18 protein-coding genes are annotated in these 21906 nt (G+C 75.0%); 12 read left to right on the top strand and 6 right to left on the bottom strand.

Going from position 1 to position 21906, the window contains the following annotated elements; genetic code table 11:
• Positions 1-28: 28 nt before the first annotated feature.
• Positions 29-1837 (top strand): ABC-F family ATP-binding cassette domain-containing protein, encoded by a 1809-nt coding sequence (locus ACI8AD_RS02775; RefSeq protein WP_456869033.1) that lies wholly within the window; start codon positions 29-31, stop codon positions 1835-1837.
• A 127-nt stretch (positions 1838-1964) separates the two neighbouring features.
• Here ACI8AD_RS02775 and ACI8AD_RS02770 read toward each other — a convergent pair whose 3' ends face one another.
• A complete protein-coding gene (locus ACI8AD_RS02770; protein WP_456869032.1) occupies positions 1965-2675 on the bottom strand; it encodes a hypothetical protein in 711 nt (236 codons plus the stop codon).
• 185 nt (positions 2676-2860) lie between these two features.
• Here ACI8AD_RS02770 and ACI8AD_RS02765 point away from each other — a divergent pair, with 185 nt between their 5' ends.
• The 8 genes from ACI8AD_RS02765 to mnhG all read left to right on the top strand — a co-directional run bounded on the left by ACI8AD_RS02765 (position 2861) and on the right by mnhG (position 11160).
• Entirely contained in the window at positions 2861-4036 is a 1176-nt protein-coding gene (locus ACI8AD_RS02765) for a sensor histidine kinase (protein ID WP_456869031.1), read from the top strand.
• The gene (locus ACI8AD_RS02760; RefSeq protein WP_456869030.1) at positions 4033-4692 is read left to right on the top strand and encodes a response regulator; all 660 of its coding nucleotides are present in this window, start codon (positions 4033-4035) and stop codon (positions 4690-4692) included. Before ACI8AD_RS02765 ends, ACI8AD_RS02760 begins: the two co-directional genes overlap by 4 nt.
• Before the next feature lie 74 nt (positions 4693-4766).
• Complete coding sequence (locus ACI8AD_RS02755) at positions 4767-7640, top strand: Na+/H+ antiporter subunit A (RefSeq protein WP_456869029.1); 2874 nt, start codon at positions 4767-4769, stop codon at positions 7638-7640.
• Positions 7637-8128, top strand: coding sequence for a Na(+)/H(+) antiporter subunit C (locus ACI8AD_RS02750; RefSeq protein WP_456869028.1), 492 nt, complete (start codon positions 7637-7639; stop codon positions 8126-8128). Before ACI8AD_RS02755 ends, ACI8AD_RS02750 begins: the two co-directional genes overlap by 4 nt.
• Positions 8125-9867 (top strand): Na+/H+ antiporter subunit D, encoded by a 1743-nt coding sequence (locus tag ACI8AD_RS02745; RefSeq protein WP_456869027.1) that lies wholly within the window; start codon positions 8125-8127, stop codon positions 9865-9867. The genes ACI8AD_RS02750 and ACI8AD_RS02745 overlap by 4 nt, the downstream gene beginning before the upstream one ends.
• Positions 9864-10427: a Na+/H+ antiporter subunit E gene (locus ACI8AD_RS02740; protein WP_456869026.1), complete on the top strand. Its 564-nt coding sequence runs from the start codon at positions 9864-9866 to the stop codon at positions 10425-10427. The genes ACI8AD_RS02745 and ACI8AD_RS02740 overlap by 4 nt, the downstream gene beginning before the upstream one ends.
• Complete coding sequence (locus ACI8AD_RS02735; protein ID WP_456869025.1) at positions 10424-10750, top strand: monovalent cation/H+ antiporter complex subunit F; 327 nt, start codon at positions 10424-10426, stop codon at positions 10748-10750. Before ACI8AD_RS02740 ends, ACI8AD_RS02735 begins: the two co-directional genes overlap by 4 nt.
• Positions 10747-11160 (top strand): monovalent cation/H(+) antiporter subunit G, encoded by a 414-nt coding sequence (mnhG, locus tag ACI8AD_RS02730; protein WP_456869024.1) that lies wholly within the window; start codon positions 10747-10749, stop codon positions 11158-11160. The genes ACI8AD_RS02735 and mnhG overlap by 4 nt, the downstream gene beginning before the upstream one ends.
• A 25-nt stretch (positions 11161-11185) precedes the next feature.
• Here the strand turns inward: mnhG and leuA are convergent, their stop codons facing one another.
• From leuA to ACI8AD_RS02715, 3 genes are all read right to left on the bottom strand, one after another.
• Complete coding sequence (leuA, locus tag ACI8AD_RS02725; protein WP_456869023.1) at positions 11186-12922, bottom strand: 2-isopropylmalate synthase; 1737 nt, start codon at positions 12920-12922, stop codon at positions 11186-11188.
• A 179-nt stretch (positions 12923-13101) separates the two neighbouring features.
• Positions 13102-13752, bottom strand: a complete 651-nt coding sequence (locus ACI8AD_RS02720) for a helix-turn-helix domain-containing protein (protein ID WP_456869022.1) — start codon at positions 13750-13752, stop codon at positions 13102-13104.
• A gap of 235 nt (positions 13753-13987) precedes the next feature.
• A complete protein-coding gene (locus tag ACI8AD_RS02715) occupies positions 13988-15580 on the bottom strand; it encodes a phospholipase D family protein (protein ID WP_456869021.1) in 1593 nt (530 codons plus the stop codon).
• A 92-nt stretch (positions 15581-15672) separates the two neighbouring features.
• Between ACI8AD_RS02715 and ACI8AD_RS02710 the strand changes: the two genes are divergently transcribed.
• The 3 genes from ACI8AD_RS02710 to ACI8AD_RS02700 are packed head-to-tail and all read left to right on the top strand — an operon-like array spanning position 15673 to position 19251.
• Entirely contained in the window at positions 15673-16941 is a 1269-nt protein-coding gene (locus tag ACI8AD_RS02710; protein ID WP_456869020.1) for an aspartate kinase, read from the top strand.
• The gene (locus ACI8AD_RS02705) at positions 16938-17993 is read left to right on the top strand and encodes an aspartate-semialdehyde dehydrogenase (RefSeq protein WP_456869019.1); all 1056 of its coding nucleotides are present in this window, start codon (positions 16938-16940) and stop codon (positions 17991-17993) included. The genes ACI8AD_RS02710 and ACI8AD_RS02705 overlap by 4 nt, the downstream gene beginning before the upstream one ends.
• A gap of 13 nt (positions 17994-18006) precedes the next feature.
• Positions 18007-19251 (top strand): glycosyltransferase 87 family protein, encoded by a 1245-nt coding sequence (locus tag ACI8AD_RS02700; RefSeq protein WP_456869018.1) that lies wholly within the window; start codon positions 18007-18009, stop codon positions 19249-19251.
• Here the strand turns inward: ACI8AD_RS02700 and ACI8AD_RS02695 are convergent.
• Together ACI8AD_RS02695 and ACI8AD_RS02690 are read right to left on the bottom strand one after the other, a co-directional pair.
• The gene (locus ACI8AD_RS02695) at positions 19184-20992 is read right to left on the bottom strand and encodes a prolyl oligopeptidase family serine peptidase (protein WP_456869017.1); all 1809 of its coding nucleotides are present in this window, start codon (positions 20990-20992) and stop codon (positions 19184-19186) included. The two genes, ACI8AD_RS02700 and ACI8AD_RS02695, sit on opposite strands and share 68 nt — an antisense overlap.
• Positions 20993-21040: 48 nt before the next feature.
• Positions 21041-21895 carry a phytanoyl-CoA dioxygenase family protein gene (locus tag ACI8AD_RS02690; protein WP_456869016.1) on the bottom strand — a complete coding sequence of 285 codons (855 nt, stop codon included), beginning with the start codon at positions 21893-21895 and terminating at the stop codon, positions 21041-21043.
• Between the last annotated feature and the right edge of the window lie 11 nt (positions 21896-21906).

The raw sequence follows: 21906 nt of genomic DNA, 5'->3' as shown, positions 1-21906 counted from the left end.
CTGGCTCCCTGATGACCTGGACCCGCCGGTGAGCGCCCCGCTGAACCTGCTCGCGCTCGAGCGGGTCTCCAAGGCCCACGGCACCACCGTGCTGCTCGACGACGTCTCCCTCGGTGTCGCGGCCGGGGAGCGCATCGGCGTCGTCGGGCGCAACGGCAGCGGCAAGTCCACGCTGCTCGGCGTCCTCACCGGCCGCGAGGAGCCCGACGGCGGGCGGGTCACCCGGCGCGGCGACCTCGCCGTCGGCGTCCTCGACCAGTCCGGGTCGCTGCCGCCCGGGGAGACCGTCCGCGACGTCGTGCTGCCGGCCAGCCTGTTCGCCGCCGAGCACGAGTGGGCCGCCGACCCCGCCGTCCGCAGCGTCCTGACCGGCCTGGAGCTCGACCGGCTCGGCCTCGACTCACCCGTCGCGCCCATGTCCGGCGGCGAGCGGCGGCGGGTCGCGCTGGCCGCGCAGCTCATCCGGCCGCTGGACCTGCTGGTGCTCGACGAGCCGACCAACCACCTCGACGTCGAGGGCGTCGCGTGGCTGGCCGACTTCGTGAAGCGGCGCGTCGGGGCGCTGGTCGTCGTCACCCACGACCGGTGGTTCCTCGACGAGGTCTGCACGCAGACCTGGGAGGTCGCCGACGGCGCGGTGCACTCCTACGAGGGCGGCTACGCGGCCTACACGCTGGCCCGCGCGGAGCGGGCGCGGGTCGCGGCGGCCACCGAGGAGAAGCGGCTCAACCTGGTGCGCAAGGAGCTGGCCTGGCTGCGCCGCGGGCCGCCGGCGCGCACCAGCAAGCCGCGGTTCCGCATCGAGGCCGCCGAGGCGCTGATCGCCGACGAGCCGCCGCCGCGGGAGACCATGGCGCTCAAGGGCTTCGCCGCCCGCCGGCTCGGGCGGACGGTCTACGACGTCGAGGACGTCGACTACGCGGTGCCCACCGACACCGGCCCGCGGGTCCTGTTCGACGACCTCACCTGGCACGTCGGGCCCGGGGACCGGATCGGCGTCGTCGGGGTGAACGGCGCGGGGAAGACGTCGCTGCTGCGGCTGCTGGTCGGGGAGGTCGAGCCCGACCGCGGCCGGGTGGTGCGCGGGCAGACGGTGGCACCGGCCTACCTGTCCCAGCACGTGACCGAGCTGCCCGGGCGGCTGCGGGTGCTCGAGGCGGTGCAGGAGATCGCCCGGATCGCCCGCATCGGGCGGCAGGAGATCTCGGCGTCGTCGCTGGCCGAGCGGTTCGGGTTCCCGGCGTCGCGGCAGTGGACGCCGGTCGGCGACCTCTCCGGCGGCGAGCGGCGCCGGCTGCAGCTGCTGCGGCTGCTCATGGCCGAGCCCAACGTGCTGCTGCTCGACGAGCCGACCAACGACCTCGACATCGACACGCTCACCCAGCTCGAGGACCTGCTCGACTCCTTCCCCGGCACCGTGCTCGTGGTCAGTCACGACCGGTACTTCGTCGACCGGGTGTGCGACTCGGTGGTGGCGCTCATGGGCGACGGCTCGCTGGCGGCGCTCCCCGGCGGCGTGGAGGAGTACCTGGCCCGCCGGGCCGCCGGTGAGGCCGCGCTGCCCTCGGCGGCGGCCGGCCCGACGCCGGCCGCGGCACCGGCGCCGGCGGGTCCCTCGGCGGCCGAGGTGCGGGCCGCCCGCAAGGAGGCCGCCCGGCTCGAGCGGCGGCTCGAGCGGCTGAGCAGCGACGAGGAGCGGCTGCACGCCGACCTCGCGGCCGCGGCCACCGACCACGCGCGGGTGATGGAGCTCGACGCCCGGCTGCGCGACCTGCTCGCGGAGAAGGAGCAGGTCGAGACCGACTGGCTGGCCGCCGCGGAGCTCGCCGAGGGCTGACCGCGCCCGCCCGTCCTCCCCAGCACGTCCTGGCTCACCGCGGTGCGTCCTGGCTCACCGCAGTGCGTCCTGGCTCACCTCCCACGGTGAGCCAGGACGCAGCGGGATCAGGTGACCTGATCGTGGATCAGGCGGCGACGGCGGCCTCGGCGCGGCGGCGCTGCAGCATCCGCAGCCCGACGACGACGGCCGGCACCGCACCGACCAGCGCGAAGCCGGCGTAGAGCAGCGGGGTGAAGGTCAGCACCGCGGAGGCGACCAGTGCCGCCACGGCCGGGAGCAGCACCCACCAGCCGATGACGCCGGCCCGGGCCAGGCCCGCGTAGCCGACCAGCGGGCCGAGCAGGCCGAACAGCGTCACGGTCCCGACGACGCCGACGGCCGCCTGGCCCTGCACGGACGAGAACAGCGCCAGCGCGGTGTCGGCGGGCAGCTCGCGGCCGATGCCGCCGGTCCAGAAGTCGTAGAGGACCAGGCCGGTCACCGTGACCAGGCCGATCGCCGACATCAGCGCGCCGACGATCGTCGGCACCCGGCCCCGGCGGCCGCGGACGAGCGCCGGGGCGGCCAGCCACGCCAGGCCGAGGGCCATGTTGCCGTAGTGCAGCAGCAGCGCCGACAGCGCCGTCTGACCCTCGTCGCGGGCCAGGGACGCGATGTAGTCGGCGTCGGCCATCGAGTCCGCCGGGGGCGAGGTGGCCAGGCCCGCCACGTAGAGCAGCGAGCCCGCGACCAGCGCGCCGCCGGCGAGGGTGAGCATCGTCGAGCCCGCGCTGCGGACCGGGTGCTCGGCCGGGCCGGTGACGGGGGAGCGGGTGGGGAGCGGGGAGGTGGTCATCGTTCCTCGTCGGTTGGGGCACCGCATCGGTCGGTGCGTCGGCGAGGACTCTGCTGGCGACGGGACGCGCCGCACGTCCGTCCCGGCGGACCGACCGTCCTCCGTCGCACGGGGGAGGCGACGGCCCCGTCCATCGGCCGCGTGGGTGATCCCGGGCGACCCCGGCGGCACCTAGCGTGCTCGCCGTGCCCCGCTGGTCCTCCTCTCCCGCCACCCGCCGCCTCGTCTGGCCGGTCCTCGGGCTGCTGCTGGCGCTGCTGTCGGTCGTGGAGAACGCGATCGACGAGACCTACGACTTCCCGCTGGTCACCGTCGCGCCCGGCGTCGTCGTGGGCGGGCTGGTGGCCGTGTGCGCGCGCCGGCCCGTGGCCACGGCGGTGGCCGGCGCGCTGTGCGTGCTCGGCAACTACGCGCTGGGCACCCCCGGGCCCGGCGGCGCCCAGCTCATCGCGATGGCCGTGCTGATCGGCCACGCCGCCGCCGTGCTGCCGGCCGCGCGGGGGCTGCGCGTCGCGGTGGTCTCGTCGCTCGTCGTCGTCCTCGCGGGCGTGCTGCTGGGGCCCTCGACCTGGGAGAGCGTCTTCTACGTCCTCGTCACCGGCACCGCCTGGGGCGTGGGGGCGCTGGTGCGGCAGTCCCACGAGCGCGCCCGCGAGCTGCAGGTGCTCGCCGCCCGGCTGGCCGAGCAGCAGGAGGCGGTCGCCGCGGCGGCCACCACCGCCGAGCGCGCCCGCATCGCCCGCGAGGTGCACGACTCCGTCGCCCACGCGGTGAGCGTCATGGTGCTGCAGATGGGCGGCCTGCGCCGGCTGCTGCCCGACCACCCCGAGGCGCAGGACGTGCTGCTGGGCCTGGAGCGGCTGGGCCGGGAGTCGGTCGACGAGATGCGCCGCGTCGTCGGCATCCTGCGGGAGGGCTCCACCGGGGACCCCGCGCCGCAGCCCTCGCTGGCCCGCATCGACGCCGTCCTCGCCGAGCTGCGCGCCGGCGGGATGCCGGTCGAGCTGGTCGTCACCGGCGAGCCGGCCGAGCTGCCGCCGCTGGTCGACGTCTCGGCGGTGCGGGTGGTGCAGGAGGCGCTGTCCAACGTCGTCCGGCACGCCGGCGCCGCGGCCACCCGGGTGGAGGTGGCCTGGACGCCGGGGCGGGTGACGGTCACCGTGACCGACGACGGCCGGCCGCGGGTCGAGCCCACCCCGCACGCGCCCGGCGGGCACGGGCAGCTGCACATGCGCGAGCGGGTCGCCGTCGCCGGCGGCGACCTGCACGTGGGCCCGGTGCGCGGCGGGGGCTACCGGGTCCGGGCCGGCTTCCCGGTGCCCGCGCCGGTGACCGTGCCGCCCGCGGCGGTGGGCGCGTGACGATCCGGGTGGTGCTGGTCGACGACCAGTCGATGATCCGCACCGGGCTGCGCATGGTGCTCGCCGCCGAGCCCGACATCGAGGTGGTCGGTGAGGCCTCCGACGGCGCCGCCGGGGTCCGGGTGGTCACCGAGCTGGTGCCCGACGTGGTGCTGCTCGACGTCCGCATGCCCGGCACGGACGGGCTGGAGGCGGCGCGGCAGATCCTGGCCGCGGGCCTGCCCACGCGCGTCGTCGTCCTCACCACCTTCGACGAGGACGAGTACGTGACCGCCGCACTGCGCGCCGGGGTCAGCGGCTTCCTGCTCAAGGTCGCCCCGCCGGAGGACCTGGTGACCGCGGTGCGCACCGTCGCCTCCGGGCAGGGCCTGCTCGACCCGGCGGTGACGCTGCGGGTGATCGGCTCCTTCGCCGCGGCCCCGGCGCCGGACCCGGCCCGGGCGGCCGCGCTGGCGACGCTGACCGAGCGGGAGACCGACGTCCTCGCGCTCGTGGCCGCCGGGCTGTCCAACGCCGAGATCGCCGCCCGGCTCTACCTCGGCGAGGCGACGGTGAAGACCCACGTGAGCCGGGTACTGCTCAAGCTGGGCCTGCGCGACCGGGTGCAGGCCGTGGCCTTCGCCTACGAGTCGGGGCTGGTCAGACCCGGCAGGTAGCCTGGTGGCACCGCCCGCCGTCGTCCGACCGACGTACCTGGTGTCCCCGAGCCGCCATCGACTCCCGGAGACACGTGACCGCTCTGTTGCTCCTCCACCTGATCGCCGGCGTGCTGGCGCCCGTCCTGGTGCGGTGGTGGGGGCGGCAGGCCTTCCTCGCGCTCGCGCTGGTGCCCGCCGCGTCCTTCGTCTGGACGCTGCTGCAGCTGCGCACGGTCCTGGCCGGGGACGACGTCCGCGAGACGGTGCCGTGGATCCCCGCGCTCGACCTCGACGTCGCGCTGCGGCTGGACGCGCTGGCGCTCACCTTCGCCGCGCTGGTCACCGGCGTCGGGGCGCTGGTGCTGGTCTACTGCGCCCGCTACTTCGCCCCGGACGACGAGGGCACCGGCCGCTTCGCCGGCTCGCTGACCGCCTTCGCCGGATCCATGCTCGGCCTGGTCCTGGCCGACGACGTGCTGCTCCTGTACGTCTTCTGGGAGCTGACGACCGTCTTCTCGTTCCTGCTGATCGGCGGGTCGGGACGGCGGCTGGCCGCCCGCCGGGCCGCGTCGCAGGCGCTCGTCCTGACCACCGCCGGCGGGCTGGCGATGCTGGTCGGGCTCATCGTCATCGGCCAGGCCAGCGGGTCGTTCCTGCTCTCGGAGATCCTCGCCGACCCCGGCAGCGGCTCGGCGATGGTCTGGGGCGCGGTGCTCGTGCTGGCCGGGGCGGTCACCAAGTCCGCGCTGGTGCCCTTCCACTTCTGGCTGCCCGCGGCCATGGAGGCGCCCACGCCGGTCAGCGCCTACCTGCACGCCGCGGCCATGGTGAAGGCCGGCGTCTACCTGGTCGCCCGGCTGGCCCCTGCCATGGCCGACGTCCCGGGCTGGCGGCCGCTGGCGCTGGGGATGGGCGTGGCCACCATGCTCGTCGGCGGGTACCGGGCGCTGCGGCAGAAGGACCTCAAGCTGCTGCTCGCCTTCGGCACGGTCAGCCAGCTGGGCTTCCTCGTCACGCTGGTCGGCGCGGGCAGCCGGGAGCTGGCCGCCGCCGGGCTGGTCATGACGATGGCCCACGCGCTGTTCAAGTCCACGCTGTTCCTCACCGTCGGCGTCGTCGACCACGCCACCGGCACCCGTGACCTGTCGCGGCTGTCGGGGCTGGGCCGGCGGCTGCCGCTGCTCGCCGTCGCCGGCACCCTCGCCGCGGCGTCGATGGCCGGCCTGCCGCCGCTGCTGGGCTTCGTCGGCAAGGAGGCGGCGTTCACCGCGCTGCTGGACGGCGGGCTGGCCGACCGCACCGCCGCCCTCGTCGTCCTGGTGGGCCTGGTGGCGGGCTCGGTGCTCACCGCCGCCTACACCGCCCGCTTCGTCTGGGGTGCCTTCGCCCGCAAGCCGGGGCTCGCCGACACCGAGGTCGGGCACGCCCCCGAGCCGCTGTTCCTGGCCGCCCCCGTGCTGCTGTCGCTCACCGGGCTGGTCCTCGGCCCGGCCAGCCCGCTGCTCGACGGGCTGGTCGCCGGCTACGCCGACACGCTGCCGCTGCTCGCCCCGGAGGTGGAGCACCTGGCGCTGTGGCACGGCTGGCAGCCGGCCCTCGCCCTCTCGGCGCTCACCGTCGCCGGCGGTGCCGCGCTGTTCGCCCTCCGCGGGCCGGTGGGGCGCCTGCAGCGGCGGATGGCCGTGGGCGCGTCGGCCGACGAGGGCTACTGGAACGTCCTGCAGGGCATCGACCGGCTCTCGGTGCTGGTCACCGGCACCACCCAGCGCGGGTCGCTGCCGGCCTACCTCGGCACCATCCTCGTCGCGGTGCTCGCCCTGCCCGGGGTCCTGCTGCTCACCCGCGCACCGTGGCCGGACCAGTGGCGGGCGTGGGACACCCCGGTGCAGGCCGTCGTCGGGGTCGTCGTGGTCACCGCCGGGGTGCTGGCGCTGCGCATCCGGCAGCGCCTGTCCGCGGTGCTGGTCGTCGGCGTCACCGGCTACGGCATCGCCGTCGTCTTCGCGCTGCAGGGGGCCCCCGACCTCGCGCTCACCCAGTTCCTCGTCGAGACGCTCACCCTCGTCGTCTTCGTGCTGGTGCTGCGCAAGCTGCCCAAGGACATCACCGAGCGGCACCGCCCGCGCGAGCGCGCCGTGCGCGGGGTGATCGCGGTGGCGGTCGGGGCCTTCACGGCCGCGGCCGGGGCCGTCGCGCTGTCGGCCCGCACGCAGGCGCCGGTGTCGGAGGGCTACCCCGAGCCGGCCTACGACTACGGCGGCGGCAAGAACATCGTCAACGTCACCCTGGTCGACATCCGCGCGTGGGACACCCTCGGCGAGGTCTCCCTGCTGGTCGTCGCCGCGACCGGCGTCGCGAGCCTGGTCTTCCTGCGCCGGCGCACCGGCGGGGTGGAGCGCGCGCCCCGCACGCAGCTCGCGCGGCCGGAGCGCGGACGCCGCGCGCCGCGGGACCGCTGGCTGGCCGCCACCGCGACGCTGGACCCCGCCCGGCGCTCGGTCGTGCTCGAGGTGGTCACCCGGCTGCTGTTCCACACGATCATGGTGTTCTCGCTCTACCTGCTCTTCTCCGGGCACAACGAGCCCGGCGGCGGGTTCGCCGGCGGCCTCGTCGCGGGCCTGGCCCTCGTGCTGCGCTACCTGGCCGGCGGGCGCTACGAGCTGGGCGAGGCCGCGCCGGTCGCCCCGGGCCTGCTGCTGGGCGGCGGGCTGCTGCTCGCCGCCGGGACGGGCGTCGTCGGCCTGGCGCTGGGGGCCGGCGTCCTGCAGACGGCGATCCTGGAGACCACGCTGCCGGTGCTCGGCGACGTCAAGCTGGTGACCTCGCTGTTCTTCGACATCGGCGTCTACCTGATCGTCGTCGGCCTGGTGCTCGACGTGCTGCGCAGCCTCGGGGCGGAGCTCGACCGCCAGGAGGACCAGGACGACCCCGTCGAACTCGACCCCGGTGAGGTGGTGCTGCGATGACGCCCACGATCGTGTTCCCGCTCATGATCGGCGGTCTCTACGCGGCGGGTGTCTACCTGCTGCTCGACCGCAGCCTCACCCGCGTGCTGCTGGGCTTCGTGCTGCTGGGCAACGCGACCAACCTGCTGCTGCTGTCGGCCGGCGGCGTGGCGGGGCTGGCGCCGATCCTCGGCTACTCCGACGCCGGGGAGATCGCCGACCCGCTGCCGCAGGCGCTGATCCTCACCGCGATCGTCATCACCTTCGGCGTCTCGGCGTTCGTGCTGGCGATCATCCACCGGTCCTGGCGGCTGGTGCGCGAGGAGGTCGTGGGCACCGACGAGGAGGACCGCCGGGTCGCCGCCCGCCGGGGGACCGACGCCGACGAGCTCGACCCGGACGAGCTGGCTCCCGACGACCGCATCGCCGGGCACGCCGACAGCCTGCACGAGGACGTCGAGGGGATCGCCGACGACGTCGACCTGCCCGCGGGGAGCGGACGGCGGTGATCGAGGTCCTCGCCCCGCTGCCGGTGCTGCTCCCGCTCCTCGGGGCCGCCGGTGCGCTGCTGGTCAGCGGGCACCCGACGTTCCAGCGCACGCTCAGCCTGGTGGTGCTGAGCGCGGTGCTCGCGGTGTCGGTGGTCCTGCTGCTCGTCGCCGACGCCGAGGGTGCCGGCGCGGTCTCGGTCGGGGGCTGGCCGGTCCCGATCGGCATCGTGCTCGTCGTCGACCGGCTCTCGGCGCTGATGCTGGTGGTCGCCTCGACCGTGGCCCTCGGCGTGCTCGTCTTCGCCGTCGGCCAGGGCGCGGCCGACGGGTCGGAGGAGACGCCGCTGTCAATCTTCCACCCGACGTTCCTGGTGCTGGTCGCGGGCGTGAGCAACGCCTTCCTCGCCGGCGACCTGTTCAACCTCTACGTCGGCTTCGAGATCCTGCTGATGGCCTCCTACGTGCTGCTGACCCTCGGCGGCACCGCGTCGCGCATCCGCGGCGGCATCACCTACGTCGTCGTCAGCCTCACCAGCTCGCTGCTGTTCCTCGCCGCGATCGCACTGGTCTACGCCGCCACCGGCACGGTGAACATGGCGCAGCTGGCGGTGCGGCTGGGCGAGCTGCCCGAGGGGACACAGCTGCTGCTGCAGTCGATGCTGCTCATCGCGTTCGGCATCAAGGCCGCCGTCTTCCCGCTGTCGGCGTGGCTGCCCGACAGCTACCCGACCGCGCCGGCCCCGGTCACCGCCGTGTTCGCCGGCCTGCTCACCAAGGTCGGCGTCTACGCGATCATCCGCACGCAGACGCTGCTGTTCCCCGGCGGGGCGCTCGACGAGCTGCTCATGTGGGCGGCGCTGGCCACGATGCTGGTCGGCATCCTGGGAGCGGTCGCGCAGAGCGACCTGCGCCGGATGCTGTCGTTCACCCTGGTCAGCCACATCGGCTACATGGTGTTCGGCATCGCCCTCGGGACGGCGGCCGGGCTCGCCGGTGCGGTCTTCTACGTCGCCCACCACATCGCCATCCAGACCACGCTGTTCCTGGTCGCCGGGCTCGTCGAGCGGCAGGGCGGGTCGACGTCGGTGCACCGGCTCGGCGGCCTGGCGCGGCGGTCCCCGATGCTGGCGGTGCTGTTCTTCGTGCCGGCGATGAACCTGGCCGGCATCCCGCCGCTGTCGGGGTTCATCGGCAAGCTGGGACTGCTGCAGGCCGGCGTCGCCGAGGGCAGCGTGCTCGCGTTCACGCTGGTCGCCGGCGGGGTGGTGACCAGCCTGCTGACGCTGCTGGCCGTCGCCCGCGTCTGGACCCGCGCCTTCTGGCGGCCGGCGAGCCAGCCGCCCGCCGAGGAGACCGCGGCCGCCGCGGCCGCCGACGCCACCGCGCGCCGCCGGCCCGACGGCGAGACCGGCGACGAGGGCGGCGACGAGGGCGGCGACGAGGGCGACGGGGTCGGCGAGGAGGGCGACGGGTTCCCCGACGGCCGGCCGCGGACCGCCCTGCAGGACGCGTGGCGGCGGCACACGGCGGTCGCGCTCGCGGCCGAGCCGGGTCTGCCGCCCGCGGCGGGGGCGGTCCGGGCGCTGCGCCCGCTGCCGAGGACCATGGTGGGGGCGACGACGGCGCTGGTCGCGCTCACCGTGGCCCTGACCGGGCTGGCCGGGCCGCTCTACGGCCTCGCCGACCGGGCCTCGGTCGACCTGATCGACCGCACCCCGTACGTCACCGCGGTGTTCGGGACGGAGGAGGTGCCGTGACCGTCGAGCCGGCCGCCACCCGGTTGCGGCACCAGGTCCCGCTGATCGCCTGGCTGGTCCTGGTCTGGATGCTGCTGTGGGGCACCTGGTCGTGGGCCAACCTGCTCTCCGGCCTGGTCGTCGCCCTGGTCCTGCTGGTGCTGCTGCCGCTGCCGCACGTCGTCGGCGGCACGCGGGTGCGCCCGCTGGCACTGCTCGTCTTCCTGGGGCACTTCGTCGCCGATCTCGCCGTCTCCGGCGCCGAGGTGGCCTGGCAAGCGCTGCGGCCCGGCGGGGTGCGCAGCACGGCGATCGTGCAGGTGCAGCTGCGCGCTGACTCCGACCTGCTGCTGACGATGGTCGCCGAGGCGACCTCGCTGGTCCCCGGCTCACTGGTGCTCGACCTCGACCGGGAGCGCCGGGTGATGACCCTGCACCTGCTGCCCGTGCGCGACCTCGACGACGTCGAGCGCAAGAAGGCCCACGTCCTGGTGGTGGAGACCCGGCTGGTGCGCGCGTTCGGCTCGGACGAGGACGTCACGGCCCTCGAGCGGGAGGAGAGGCAGGTGCTCGCCTCGTGACCGTCGTCAGCGGCGCGCTGTACGCGATGATCGCCGGGGGAGCGGTGCTGGCGCTGTACCGGCTGGCCCGCGGTCCCTCGCTGCTGGACCGGGTGGTCGCCACCGACACCCTGCTGGTGATCATCGCGGCCGGCCTGGCGGTGCACGCCGCGCTGGTCCGCGACCCGACGCTGGTCCCGGTGCTGGTCGTGGTCTCCCTGCTGGCCTTCGTCGGCTCGGTGTCGGTGGCCCGCTACATCGGCGGGATGCTGCTGCGCTCGCGCACCGGCGACGGACGCGACGTCGGCCTGCCCGTGGCCGCCGAGGAACGGGAGGCACGGTGACCGCCCTCGCCGACGTCGTCGCCTTCGCCTGCCTGCTGAGCGGCGCGGCGCTGTGCCTCACCGCCGGGCTGGGCCTGGTGCGCTTCCCCGACGTGCTGTCGCGGATGCACGCCGGCACCAAGCCGCAGGTGCTCGGCGTCCTGCTGGTCATGGTCGGCGCGGCCATCCGGCTCGACGGCTGGGCCAACGCCTGGATGCTGCTGCTGGTGGCGGCCTTCCAGCTGCTCACCGCGCCGGTGAGCGCGCACCTGATCAGCCGGGTGGCCTACCGCCGCCGGCACGTGCGCCGCGACCTGCTGCTGGTCGACGAGTACGCCGCCGGCGGCCACCAGGACGAGCGGTACCGCGGGGACGAGCCCGGCGACGCGCCGCCCGAGGACCCGCGCGCCGCCGCCGGCCGGCCCGGCTGAGCGCCGGGCCGGCCGCACGCCGCCGCTACCGCAGGGCGCGGTTGACCGCCGAGACGACGGCGCGCAGCGACGCGCTGACGATGTTCGGGTCGACGCCCACGCCCCACAGCACCCGCTCGCCGACGGCGCACTCGACGTAGGCGGCGGCGCGGGCGTCGCCGCCGGCGCTCAGCGCGTGCTCGGCGTAGTCGAGGACGCGGACGTCGACGTCGAGGGTGCCCAGCGCGTCGACGAACGCCGCGATCGGGCCGTTGCCGCGCCCCTGGACGGTGACCGGCACGCCGCCGTCGACCAGCTCGACGACCATCTCGTCGAGCTGCTCGCCGTGCGCCTGGTGGCGGTGCCCGGCGAGCGCGAACCGGCCCCACGAGGCGTCGGGGTCGGGCAGGTACTCGCTGCTGAACGCCGCCCACATCTGCTGGGCGGTGACCTCGCCGCCCTCGTCGTCGGTGTGCCGCTGGATGACCCCGCTGAACTCGATCTGCAGCCGGCGGGGCAGGTCGAGCTGGTGCTCGGTCTTCATGATGTAGGCGACGCCGCCCTTGCCGGACTGGCTGTTGACCCGGATGACCGCCTCGTAGCTGCGGCCGACGTCCTTGGGGTCGATCGGTAGGTAGGGGACCGCCCACGGCATCCGGTCGACCGGCACGCCCGCGGCGGCGGCATCGGCCTCCAGCGCCCGGAAGCCCTTGTTGATCGCGTCCTGGTGGGAGCCGGAGAAGGCGGTGTAGACCAGGTCGCCGCCGTAGGGGTGCCGCTCGTGCACGCCGAGCTGGTTGCAGTACTCGACGGTGCGGCGGATCTCGTCGATGTCGGAGAAGTCGATCTGCGGGTCGATGCCCTGGCTGAACAGGTTCAGGCCCAGGGTGACCAGGTCGACGTTGCCGGTGCGCTCGCCGTTGCCGAACAGGCAGCCCTCGATGCGGTCGGCGCCGGCGCGGTAGCCGAGCTCGGCGGCGGCGACGGCGGTGCCGCGGTCGTTGTGCGGGTGCAGGCTGAGCACGACCGCGTCGCGCCGGCCCAGGTTGCGGTGCATCCACTCGACCTGGTCGGCGTAGACGGTGGGCTCGGCCATCTCCACGGTGGCCGGCAGGTTGAGGATCGTCGGCCGGTCGGGCGTGGGCTCCCACACGTCGGTGACCGCGTTGCAGATCTCGACGGCGAAGTCCAGCTCGGTGCCGGTGAAGGACTCGGGGCTGTACTCGAAGCGGACCTCGGTGTCGCGCAGCTGCTCGGCCAGCTTGCGCACCAGCTGGGCGCCGTGGACGGCGATGTCGACGATGCCGGCGCGGTCGCTGCCGAAGACGACGCGGCGCTGCAGCGTGCTCGTCGAGTTGTACAGGTGCACGATCGCCTGCCGCGCGCCGCGCAGTGAGTCGAAGGTGCGCTCGATCAGCTCGTCACGGGCCTGCGTGAGCACCTGGATGGTGACGTCGTCGGGTACCAGGTCGTCCTCGACCAGCTGGCGGACGAAGTCGAAGTCGGTCTGGCTGGCGGCCGGGAAGCCGACCTCGATCTCCTTGTAGCCCATGCCCACCAGCAGGTCGAACATCCGCCGCTTGCGGTCCGGCGACATGGGGTCGATGAGCGCCTGGTTGCCGTCGCGCAGGTCGACGGCGCACCAGCGCGGGGCGACGGTGGTGACCCGGTCGGGCCAGGTGCGGTCGGGCAGGTCGACCGGCTGGAACGGGGCGTAGCGGTGCACCGGCATCTGCGAGGGACGCTGCGGGTTGCGGACGTGCGGGTGCTGGGGGCTGCTCACGGTGGTCTGACTCCTCTGGCGCGGGCTGGACTGTCGCTCCTGTGGGGCGGTCAGCAGGCGCCGGGGGACGCGCTCACGTCACGGCGGGATCTCCGCGGCGAGGGGGCCGACCTAGGAGAGGGCCTCGCCGCGGCGGGTAAGCAGGAGGTCGCCGCGCACGGGCCCACGGTAGCAGCGGGTCAGCCGACGTCGCAGGAACACGCACAGTCGTCGGCGTGCGGCCCGGGCCGACCGGGGACCGGCGGGAGGTCCTCCAGGAGCAGGTCGTCGCAGGCCGGCGGGCACTCGCAGCGGAACTCCTCGAGCGGCGGCAGCAGCCCGGCGGCGCGCCGGCGCTCGAGGTCCTCCTCCCGGGCCCGTCGCGCGGCCGCCCGGCGGGCCCGCGCCCGGTCGAGGAGCGCGTCCCCCGGCTGCGGCAGCTGGTGGTCCTCCGGGGTGCCGCGGCGTCCGCGCAGCTCGTCGCGGTACCACCGGACGCGGGTGAACGTGTAGGTGACCGGGTCGCGGTCGAACCGGTGCGGGCCGTGCCACCAGCCCTCGTCGCCGTGCCGGGTGTCGAGGTGCGCGGGGAAGCGCCGCCCGCCGCCGTCCCGCACGGCCGCGCCGTCCATGGGCGCCACCTCCGCGCCGTCCGCGTCCACCAGCGCGAGCCGCAACCCGGCCACGGCCGCCAGGCGGGCCAGCGCCCGGGCGTCGAGCCCTCGCGTGCCGGCCTCGATCGCCGCGACCGTCGACTTGGACAGGCCGGCCGCGGCCGCCAGTTCCCGCTGTGAGAGGTCGGCGGTCCTGCGGATACGGCGCAGGGCGCCGGCCACGTCGAACTCGGTCACCCGTCGAGGGTGGAGCGACGGTGCTCCCGGACCGGGTCGCCATGTGTGCCTGTGGAAGCTCGTGCTCTGCCCACAGGTGCGGGGCAGAGCACGAGTGGCTGTGCGGTAGTGCCGGGACGCTCCTTCGCGCTCTGCCCACAGACGCGGGGCAGAGCACTACCGAGTGGCGGACACCACACAGCGGGGGACAGGTGCGCCCGGCGCCTGCTCCGCGGGGCCGGGGCGGGGACTGCGCTCAGAACTCGCCGCGGCGGCGGAGGCGGAGGGGGCGGCCGTCGGGGTCGTCGACCAGCCGGTACACCGGCGTGGCCCACAACCGGGTCGCGAGGGAGAGCTGCTCGGGCGCGTGGTGGCGCAGCCGGCCGCGCGGGCGCGGGCCGCGGCGGCCGCCCTCGTGCCAGGCGTCGAGCTCGGTGGCCTGGGCCTCGAGGGTGGCGACGAACGCCTCGGGGTCAATCAGGTCGGCGTCCTCGCTGCCGTCCCCGGCCCGGTCGGTGTGCTCCCGCGCGAGGACCAGCCGCAGGTCGCGGGCGAAGGTGCGCGCGCCGTCGCCGGTGCCGGCCGGGTCGCGCGGCTCCCGGGGGTCGAGCGTGGTGTCGAGCACGGCGCTGGAGAGCTCGCTGTCGTGCGTCCAGGACCGCCGGTTGAAGTTGTCGCTGCCGACGCTGGCCCACACGTCGTCGACCACGCACACCTTCGCGTGCACGTAGACGGGCGTGCCCTCGTGGTTCTCCACGTCGAAGACGTGCACCCGGTCGCGCCCGGCCCGGCGGCACATCTCCAGCGCCTGCCACCGGCCGACGAACTGCGGCCGCGACGCGAACGCCCCGTCCTGGTCGGGGACGCGCGGCACGACGACGACCAGGTGCAGGTCGGGGTGCTCGGCCAGCGCGTCGGCGAACAGCTGCGCGACCTCGCCGGACCACATGTACTGGTCCTCGAGGTAGATCAGCCGCCGCGCCCGCTTGATCGCCTTGGAGTAGCCGCGGGCGATCGAGCGCTCGCCGTCGGGGGCGAAGTCGTAGCGCGGGCGGACGGCGGGATAGGTCCGCAGGTTCTGCACCAGGTGCGGCCCGGCCGGCGGGGGCGGGGGCAGCTGCGGGGGCAGTCGGTCGGCGTACATCCGGCTCCGCCGCAGCCGGTCGATCACGTGCGCGATCGGGTTGCCCTCGTCGGGGTCGGTGGGGTCGTCCCAGCGCTCGCGGAACACCGTGTCCAGCGCCGCGACGGCCGGACCGCGGACCATGAGCTGCACGTCGTGCCACGGCGGCGTGGGCCCGTACGCGGCGGCCATCGGCACCGCCTGCGGGTCGCCGCGGTGCTCGGCGTCGTCGCGGCGGCTGTGGCACAGGTCGATGCCGCCGATGAAGGCGACGTCCTTCGTCGCGTCCTGGTCGTGCCGGCAGACGACGAGCTTCTGGTGGTGGCTGCCCATCCGGCGCACCCGCTGGTCGAGCACGACCAGGCCGCCGCCGTCCTCCACCTCGCGGTCCAGCGCCCGGTTCTCCCGGCTGCTGAACGACAGCCAGTCCACGTGCGAGCGCCACACCAGCCCGCGGACGGTCACCCCGCGGCGCACCGCCTCCGTGAACAGCTCGGCGACCGTGGGACCGCCCGGGCGCAGCTCCTCGTCGGGGTCGCCGCGCCAGTCGGTGAAGAACAGGTGGTCGTTCTCGTCGAGCACCTCGACGGCCGAGACCAGCGCGTCGAAGTAGGCGCTCCCGTGCACCAGCGGCACGGCGAGGTTGCCCTCGGTCCAGGCCGGCAGGTCGGTGGCCGTGTTGCCCCGCTCCTCGGGGCCGAGCAGCCACTCCGCGGGATCGGTCACCTCGTGATCACATCGCGCCGGGGAGGGGCACGCAAGGGACGGGCCTGCCTGGATCCCGGTGCCCGGCCGGCACATCGGTAGCCTGTGGACCCGTGGCCCTCGTCGTGCAGAAGTACGGTGGCTCCTCCGTGGCCTCCGCCGCCCACATCAAGCGCGTGGCCGAGCGCATCGTCGCGGAGAAGAAGGCCGGCAACGACGTCGTCGTGGTCGTCTCGGCGATGGGCGACACCACCGACGAGCTGCTCGACCAGGCCGCGCAGATCACCGACGACCCGCCCGGCCGCGAGCTGGACATGCTGCTCACCGCGGGCGAGCGCATCTCCATGGCGCTGCTGGCCATCGCCATCAACACCCACGGCTACGAGGCGCGGTCCTTCACCGGCTCTCAGGCGGGGGTGATCACCACCTCCAGCCACGGCAAGGCGCGCATCATCGACGTCACGCCCGGCCGGCTGCGCTCGGCGCTCGACGAGGGCTCGATCGTCATCGTGGCCGGGTTCCAGGGCGTCAGCCAGGACACCAAGGACGTCACCACGCTCGGTCGCGGCGGCTCCGACACCACCGCCGTCGCCGTCGCCGCGGCCCTGCGCGCCGACGTCTGCGAGATCTACACCGACGTCGACGGCGTCTTCACCGCCGACCCACGGATCGTCCCCAACGCCCGCCGGCTGGACACCATCACCTACGAGGAGATGCTCGAGCTGGCCGCCTCCGGCGCGAAGGTGCTCATGCTCCGCTGCGTCGAGTACGCCCGCCGCTACGGCATCCCGGTGCACGTCCGCAGCTCCTACTCACAGCTCCCCGGCACCGTCGTGACCGGCTCGATGGAGGACCTCAGCGTGGAACAGGCGATCATCACCGGCGTCGCGCACGACCGCAGCGAGGGCAAGATCACCGTCTACGGCGTGCCCGACCGGCCGGGCGAGGCGGCGCAGATCTTCCGCGTCCTCGCCGACGCCGAGATCAACATCGACATGATCGTGCAGAACGTCTCGGCCGAGGCCAGCAAGCTCGCCGACATCTCCTTCACGCTGCCCAAGAGCGACGGGCCGACGGCGCTGGCCGCGCTGGAGAAGGTCAAGCACACCGTCGGCTACAGCGACGTCCGCTTCGACCAGCACATCGGCAAGGTCAGCCTGGTCGGCGCGGGCATGCGCAGCCACCCCGGCGTCTCGGCCCGCTTCTTCGGCGCCCTGGCCGACGCCGGCGTCAACCTCGAGCTGATCAGCACCTCGGAGATCCGCATTTCCGTGGTCTGCCGCGACACCGACGTCGACGTCGCCGTCCGCGCGGTGCACGACGCCTTCGACCTGGGCACCGACGACGAGCAGGCCGTGGTCTACGGAGGGACCGGACGATGACCTCAACCAGTGACGGGCTCCGCGTCGGGATCGTCGGCGCCACCGGCCAGGTCGGCGCCGTCATGCGCCAGGTCCTCGCCGAGCGCCGCTTCCCGCTCGCCGAGCTGCGCTTCTTCGCCTCCGCCCGCAGCGCCGGCAGCACCCTGCCGTGGGGGACCGGCGAGATCACCGTCGAGGACGCCGCCACCGCCGACCCCACCGGCCTCGACGTCGCGCTGTTCTCCGCCGGTGCGGACACCTCCCGTGTCCAGGCACCGCGGTTCGCCGAGGCCGGCGTCACCGTCGTCGACAACAGCTCGGCGTTCCGGCGCGACGCCGACGTGCCGCTCGTCGTCGCCGAGGTCAACCCGCAGGCGCTCGACGAGGTCCCGCGCGGGATCATCGCCAACCCGAACTGCACCACCATGGCCGCGATGCCGGTGCTCAAGCCGCTGCACGACGAGGCGCAGCTGGTCCGGGTGGTCGCCAGCACCTACCAGGCGGTCTCCGGCAGCGGGCTGGCCGGCGTCGAGGAGCTCGACTCGCAGGTCAGGGCCGTCGTCGACAAGGCGGCCGAGCTGACCCACGACGGATCGGCGGTGGCCTTCCCGGAGCCGCGGAAGTACGTCCGCCCCATCGCCTTCAACGTGCTGCCGATGGCCGGCAGCGTCGTCGACGACGGCTCGGCCGAGACCGACGAGGAGCAGAAGCTCCGCAACGAGAGCCGCAAGATCCTCGGCATCCCCGACCTGCGGGTGTCCGGCACCTGCGTGCGGGTGCCGGTCTTCACCGGGCACTCCCTGTCGCTCAACGTCGAGTTCGCCCGCCCGCTGACCGCCGCCCGGGCCACCGAGCTGCTCGCCGGCGCGCCGGGCGTGCAGCTCACCGACGTCCCGACCCCGCTGCAGGCGGCCGGCCAGGACCCGAGCTACGTCGGCCGCATCCGGCAGGACCGCAGCGTCGACGGCGACCACGGCCTGGTGCTGTTCGTCAGCAACGACAACCTCCGCAAGGGCGCGGCGCTCAACACCGTGCAGATCGCCGAGCTGCTGCTCGCCCGCCGCGGCCGCTAGCCGGACGGCGCCGGTGCTCGTCCGGGTCGGGGGCTTCCTCGCCCTGGTCGCGCTGGTGGCGGTCGTGTCGGTGGTCGTGCCCAACGACCCGTGGCACGACTTCTTCGACCTGCGGGTCTACCGCGGCGCCGTCGCCTCCTGGCTGGAGGGCCGGCCGCTCTACGACTACACCTACGGCCGCAGCCCCTACGGCTTCACCTACCCGACGTTCGCCGCGCTGCTGGTCCTGCCCATGGCGCTGGTGCCCTACCCGGTGGTCGCCACCGGCCACGTGCTGCTCAACGCGGCCGTCCTCGTCGGGCTCACCCGGTGGCTGGCCACCCCGCTCGCCCGCCGGCACGGGTGGCCGCTGCCGTGGGCGTGGCTGTTCGCGCTGCCGCTGGTGTTCGTCGTCGAGCCGGTGCGGGAGACCATCGGCTTCGGCCAGGTCAACCTGCTGCTGATGGCGCTGGTGCTGGCCGACGTGGCGGCGCTGCGCCGCGGGTCGCGGTGGGCCGGCGTGGGCATCGGGCTGGCCGCGGCGGTCAAGCTCACGCCGGCGCTGTTCGTCGTCTGGCTGCTGCTGACCCGCCGCTGGCGCGCGGCCGGGGTCGCCGTCGCCACCGCCGCCGGGGCCACCCTGCTGGCGCTCGCGGTGGCCCCGGCGACGTCGTGGCGGTTCTGGACGCAGACGCTGTGGCAGACCGAGCGGGTCGGCGCGCTGGACAAGACGTCCAACCAGTCGCTGCTGGGCGCGCTGGCGCGGCTGACCGACCCGGCCGAGCCCCCGCGCCTGCTGTGGGCGGTGCTGGCGGCCGTCGCGCTGGCGCTCGTGCTGACCCGCGCGGTGCGCGCGACGCGGGCCGGCGACGACCTGGCCGGCGTCGCGCTGACCGGCCTGGCCGCCTGCCTGGTCAGCCCCGTCTCCTGGTCGCACCACCTCGTCTGGCTGGTGCCCGCCCTGGTCGTGCTCGTCGACCTCGCCGCCGGGACCCCGCCGGCCCCGGGGACACCGCGGTGGTGGCGGGACCGCTCGCGGCTGCTGGCCGGGGCGCTGGCCGGCGTCACCACGCTGGTGCTCGCCTCGTCGGCGATCTGGTTCGCGTTCGCCACCTCCGGCCACCACCACGACCGCGGCGTCGTCGGGGTCGTCGTCGAGGACCTCTACCTGCTGGTGACCCTCGCCGTCGTCGCGCTGCTGCCGGCCCGGGTCACGGCCGCACGTGGCGCAGCGCGAACGACAGCGCCGTCTCGACCTGCCGGATCGTCTCCTCGATGACCAGGGAGCCGTGCCCGGCGTCGAAGCGGTACACCTCGTGCGGCTTGCCGAGCTCCTCGAGGCGGGCCAGGTAGTTCTCGATCTGCCGGATCGGGCAGCGCGGGTCGTTCGCCCCGGCCACCACCAGCACCGGCGCCCGCACGGCTTCGACGTGGGTGATCGGCGAGGAGCGCACGTACCGGTCGCGCACCTCCTCCGGTGAGCCGCCGAACAGTGCCCGGTCGTAGGCCCGCAGGCCCTCCATCTCGTCCTCGTAGGCGGCCAGGTAGTCGGCCACCGGCACCTCGGCGATGCCGGCCGCCCACCGCTCCGGCTGCGTGCCCAGCGCCAGCAGGGTCAGGAAGCCGCCCCACGACCCGCCGGTGACCAGCGCCCGCCCCGGGTCGAGGAGGCCCTCGGCGACCAGCGCGTCGTAGACGGCGGCGACGTCCTCGAGCTCGGTGGGCCCGGGCCGGCCGGTGAGTGCGTCGCGCCAGGCGCTGCCGTAGCCGGTGGAGCCGCGGTAGTTGACGTGCACGACCGCGTAGCCGGCGTCGACGTAGGCCGCGCGGCGGGCGCGGTAGCTGTCGTCGTCGGCGGACTCCGGCCCGCCGTGGACGAGGAACGCCGTGGCGTACGGGGGCTCCCCGGCCGGCCGGACCACCAGCGCGTGCACGTCGCCGCCCGGCCCGGGCACCCAGCGGTCCTCGACCGGGTGGGCGGCCGGTGGCTCCTCCCCGGGTGCGGCCAGCACCACCGGCCCGTCGGCGCGGCGGATCACCGGCGGGCGCTCGGAGTTCGACCAGGCCAGCTCCACCGTGCCGTCGGGCCGGGCGGTGGCGCCGCGGACGACGCCGCGCGGGGTGTCCAGCCGCTCCAGCGCCCCGGTGGCCAGGTCGTAGCGGTACAGCTCGCTGCGGGCGGCGTGGTCGTGGCCCACCAGCAGCGCCGAGCCGTCGGGGTACCAGCCGGCGGTCACGTCGCCGGGCAGGTCGAGCACGATCTCGGTCTCGGTGTCGGCCGCGACGTCCCAGACCAGCAGCTCCTCGCGGCCGCGCCGCTCGTGGCCGACCAGCAGCCGCCGGTCACCGGGCAGCGGGGCGAACTCCAGCGCGTGCAGGCCCAGGCCCTCGCCGTCCCACTTCTCCGCGACGACGTCGACTGCGTCCTCGGTGGTGGTGGCCGTGCGCAGCACCCGCAGCGCCGGGTAGCGCGGGTCGCCGTGCTCGGAGTGCGAGATCACCAGCAGCTCGTCGTCGAGGGTCAGCGCGTCGACCGAGGCGGGGTCCTCGTGCCGGTAGACCACCCGCGGCGTCCCGCCGGCGGGGGCCAGCCACAGCTCGCTGCCGTCGTCGGTGGACCGGCCGATCGCCGCCAGCGAGGAGCCGATCTCCAGGCCGGCGGGGTAGGCCGGCCCGACCTCGGGGACGGCGACCCGGTCCTCGCCGCCGGCGAAGGGCTGCACCATCCACACGCCGAACTCGTCGCCGTCGGTGTCGGCGAACCACCAGACCTGCTCGCCGTCGGGGGACAGCGTGCCGATGAGCGTGCCGTTGGGCCGGTCGGTCACCTGCCGGTGGACGTCGGTGTCGCGGTCCCAGGCGTACTGCTCGACGACGCCGCTGACGTCGGAGGCGTACAGGCTGCGCTGCGGGGCGTGCAGCGCCCAGTCGGGCAGGCTCACCCGCGGCGCGCGGAAGCGGGCCTGCCACCGGGCGGTGACGTCGGGCGGGAGGAGGGGGGCGGTCTGCTCGGCGGTCACCGGCCCATCGTGCCCGCACCCCTCCGGCCCGCCGCCGGGGTGTCGGGCTCAGCCCATCACCAGACCCTCGATGTCGTGCTTCTGCACGATCGGCCGCAGCTCGTCGACGACGGGGCAGCGCAGGTGGTCGCGGACCCGCTGGGGGAGCTGCTCCCAGTAGTCGTGCGTCACCGCGAGGTCGTGGTGCTCGTCGTTGCCGGCGCCGGGCGCGTCGACGCCGAGGACCAGGACGGGGCGGGAGAGCTGGGAGCGGTTCTCCGTCCCGCGGTGCAGCGTCAGGGCCGAGCGCACCGAGACGTCGCCCATCTGCGGGTACTTGCGCACCGCCAGCGCCTCGTAGCGCGGGTACTCGCTCCTCGGCGGGAACATCCCGTGGTCGAAGTCCTCGCCGGTCTCCCACTGCGTCCCCGGCGCCACCTCGAAGGGCCCCATCTCGTCGACGGTGTCGACCGTGGTGACGTTGAAGGCCAGGGAGGTCAGCCGCCGCTCCTCGCGCGTCTCCCGCGGGCTGGGGAAGTCCCGGTGCCACGGCTGGTCCTTCGCGCCGGGGAAGGGCGTGTCGAAGCCGACCTCCACGATCGCGTAGTCGGGCCCGAGGACGGCCTCGCAGGTGGCCCGCACCCAGGGGTGGTCGACCAGGTCGACGAACCCGCGCAGCGCCTGCGGGTGGATCTCCACGTACCAGCGGTTGGGGCCCCGGCCGACCGTGCCGCCCTCGCGTCCGCGGGCCTCCTCGAAGGCGGCGTCGACGTCCTCGCGCAGCCGGGCGACCCAGTCGCGGGAGAAGGCGCCCTTCTGCGCGGTGATGCCGTCGGTGTACAGCGCCTCCCGGACGGCGGCCCGGTCGATGCCGTCGTCGGCGGGGTCCGCGCCCCGCGTGCCGGTGGGTGCGTCGGTGCTCATCGCCGTTCCCC

Source organism: Geodermatophilus sp. SYSU D00766 (assembly GCF_054049915.1).
Note: the sequence above shows the minus strand (reverse complement) of the source record. Positions and strands in the feature narration are given on the sequence as shown.

Coding starts and splice junctions, on each gene's coding strand:
- ACI8AD_RS02770 (WP_456869032.1), bottom strand. CDS start 2,675: ATGACCACCTCCCCGCTCCCCACCCGCTCCCCCGTCACCGGCCCGGCC.
- ACI8AD_RS02750 (WP_456869028.1), top strand. CDS start 7,637: ATGACGCCCACGATCGTGTTCCCGCTCATGATCGGCGGTCTCTACGCG.
- ACI8AD_RS02705 (WP_456869019.1), top strand. CDS start 16,938: ATGACCTCAACCAGTGACGGGCTCCGCGTCGGGATCGTCGGCGCCACC.
- ACI8AD_RS02690 (WP_456869016.1), bottom strand. CDS start 21,895: ATGAGCACCGACGCACCCACCGGCACGCGGGGCGCGGACCCCGCCGAC.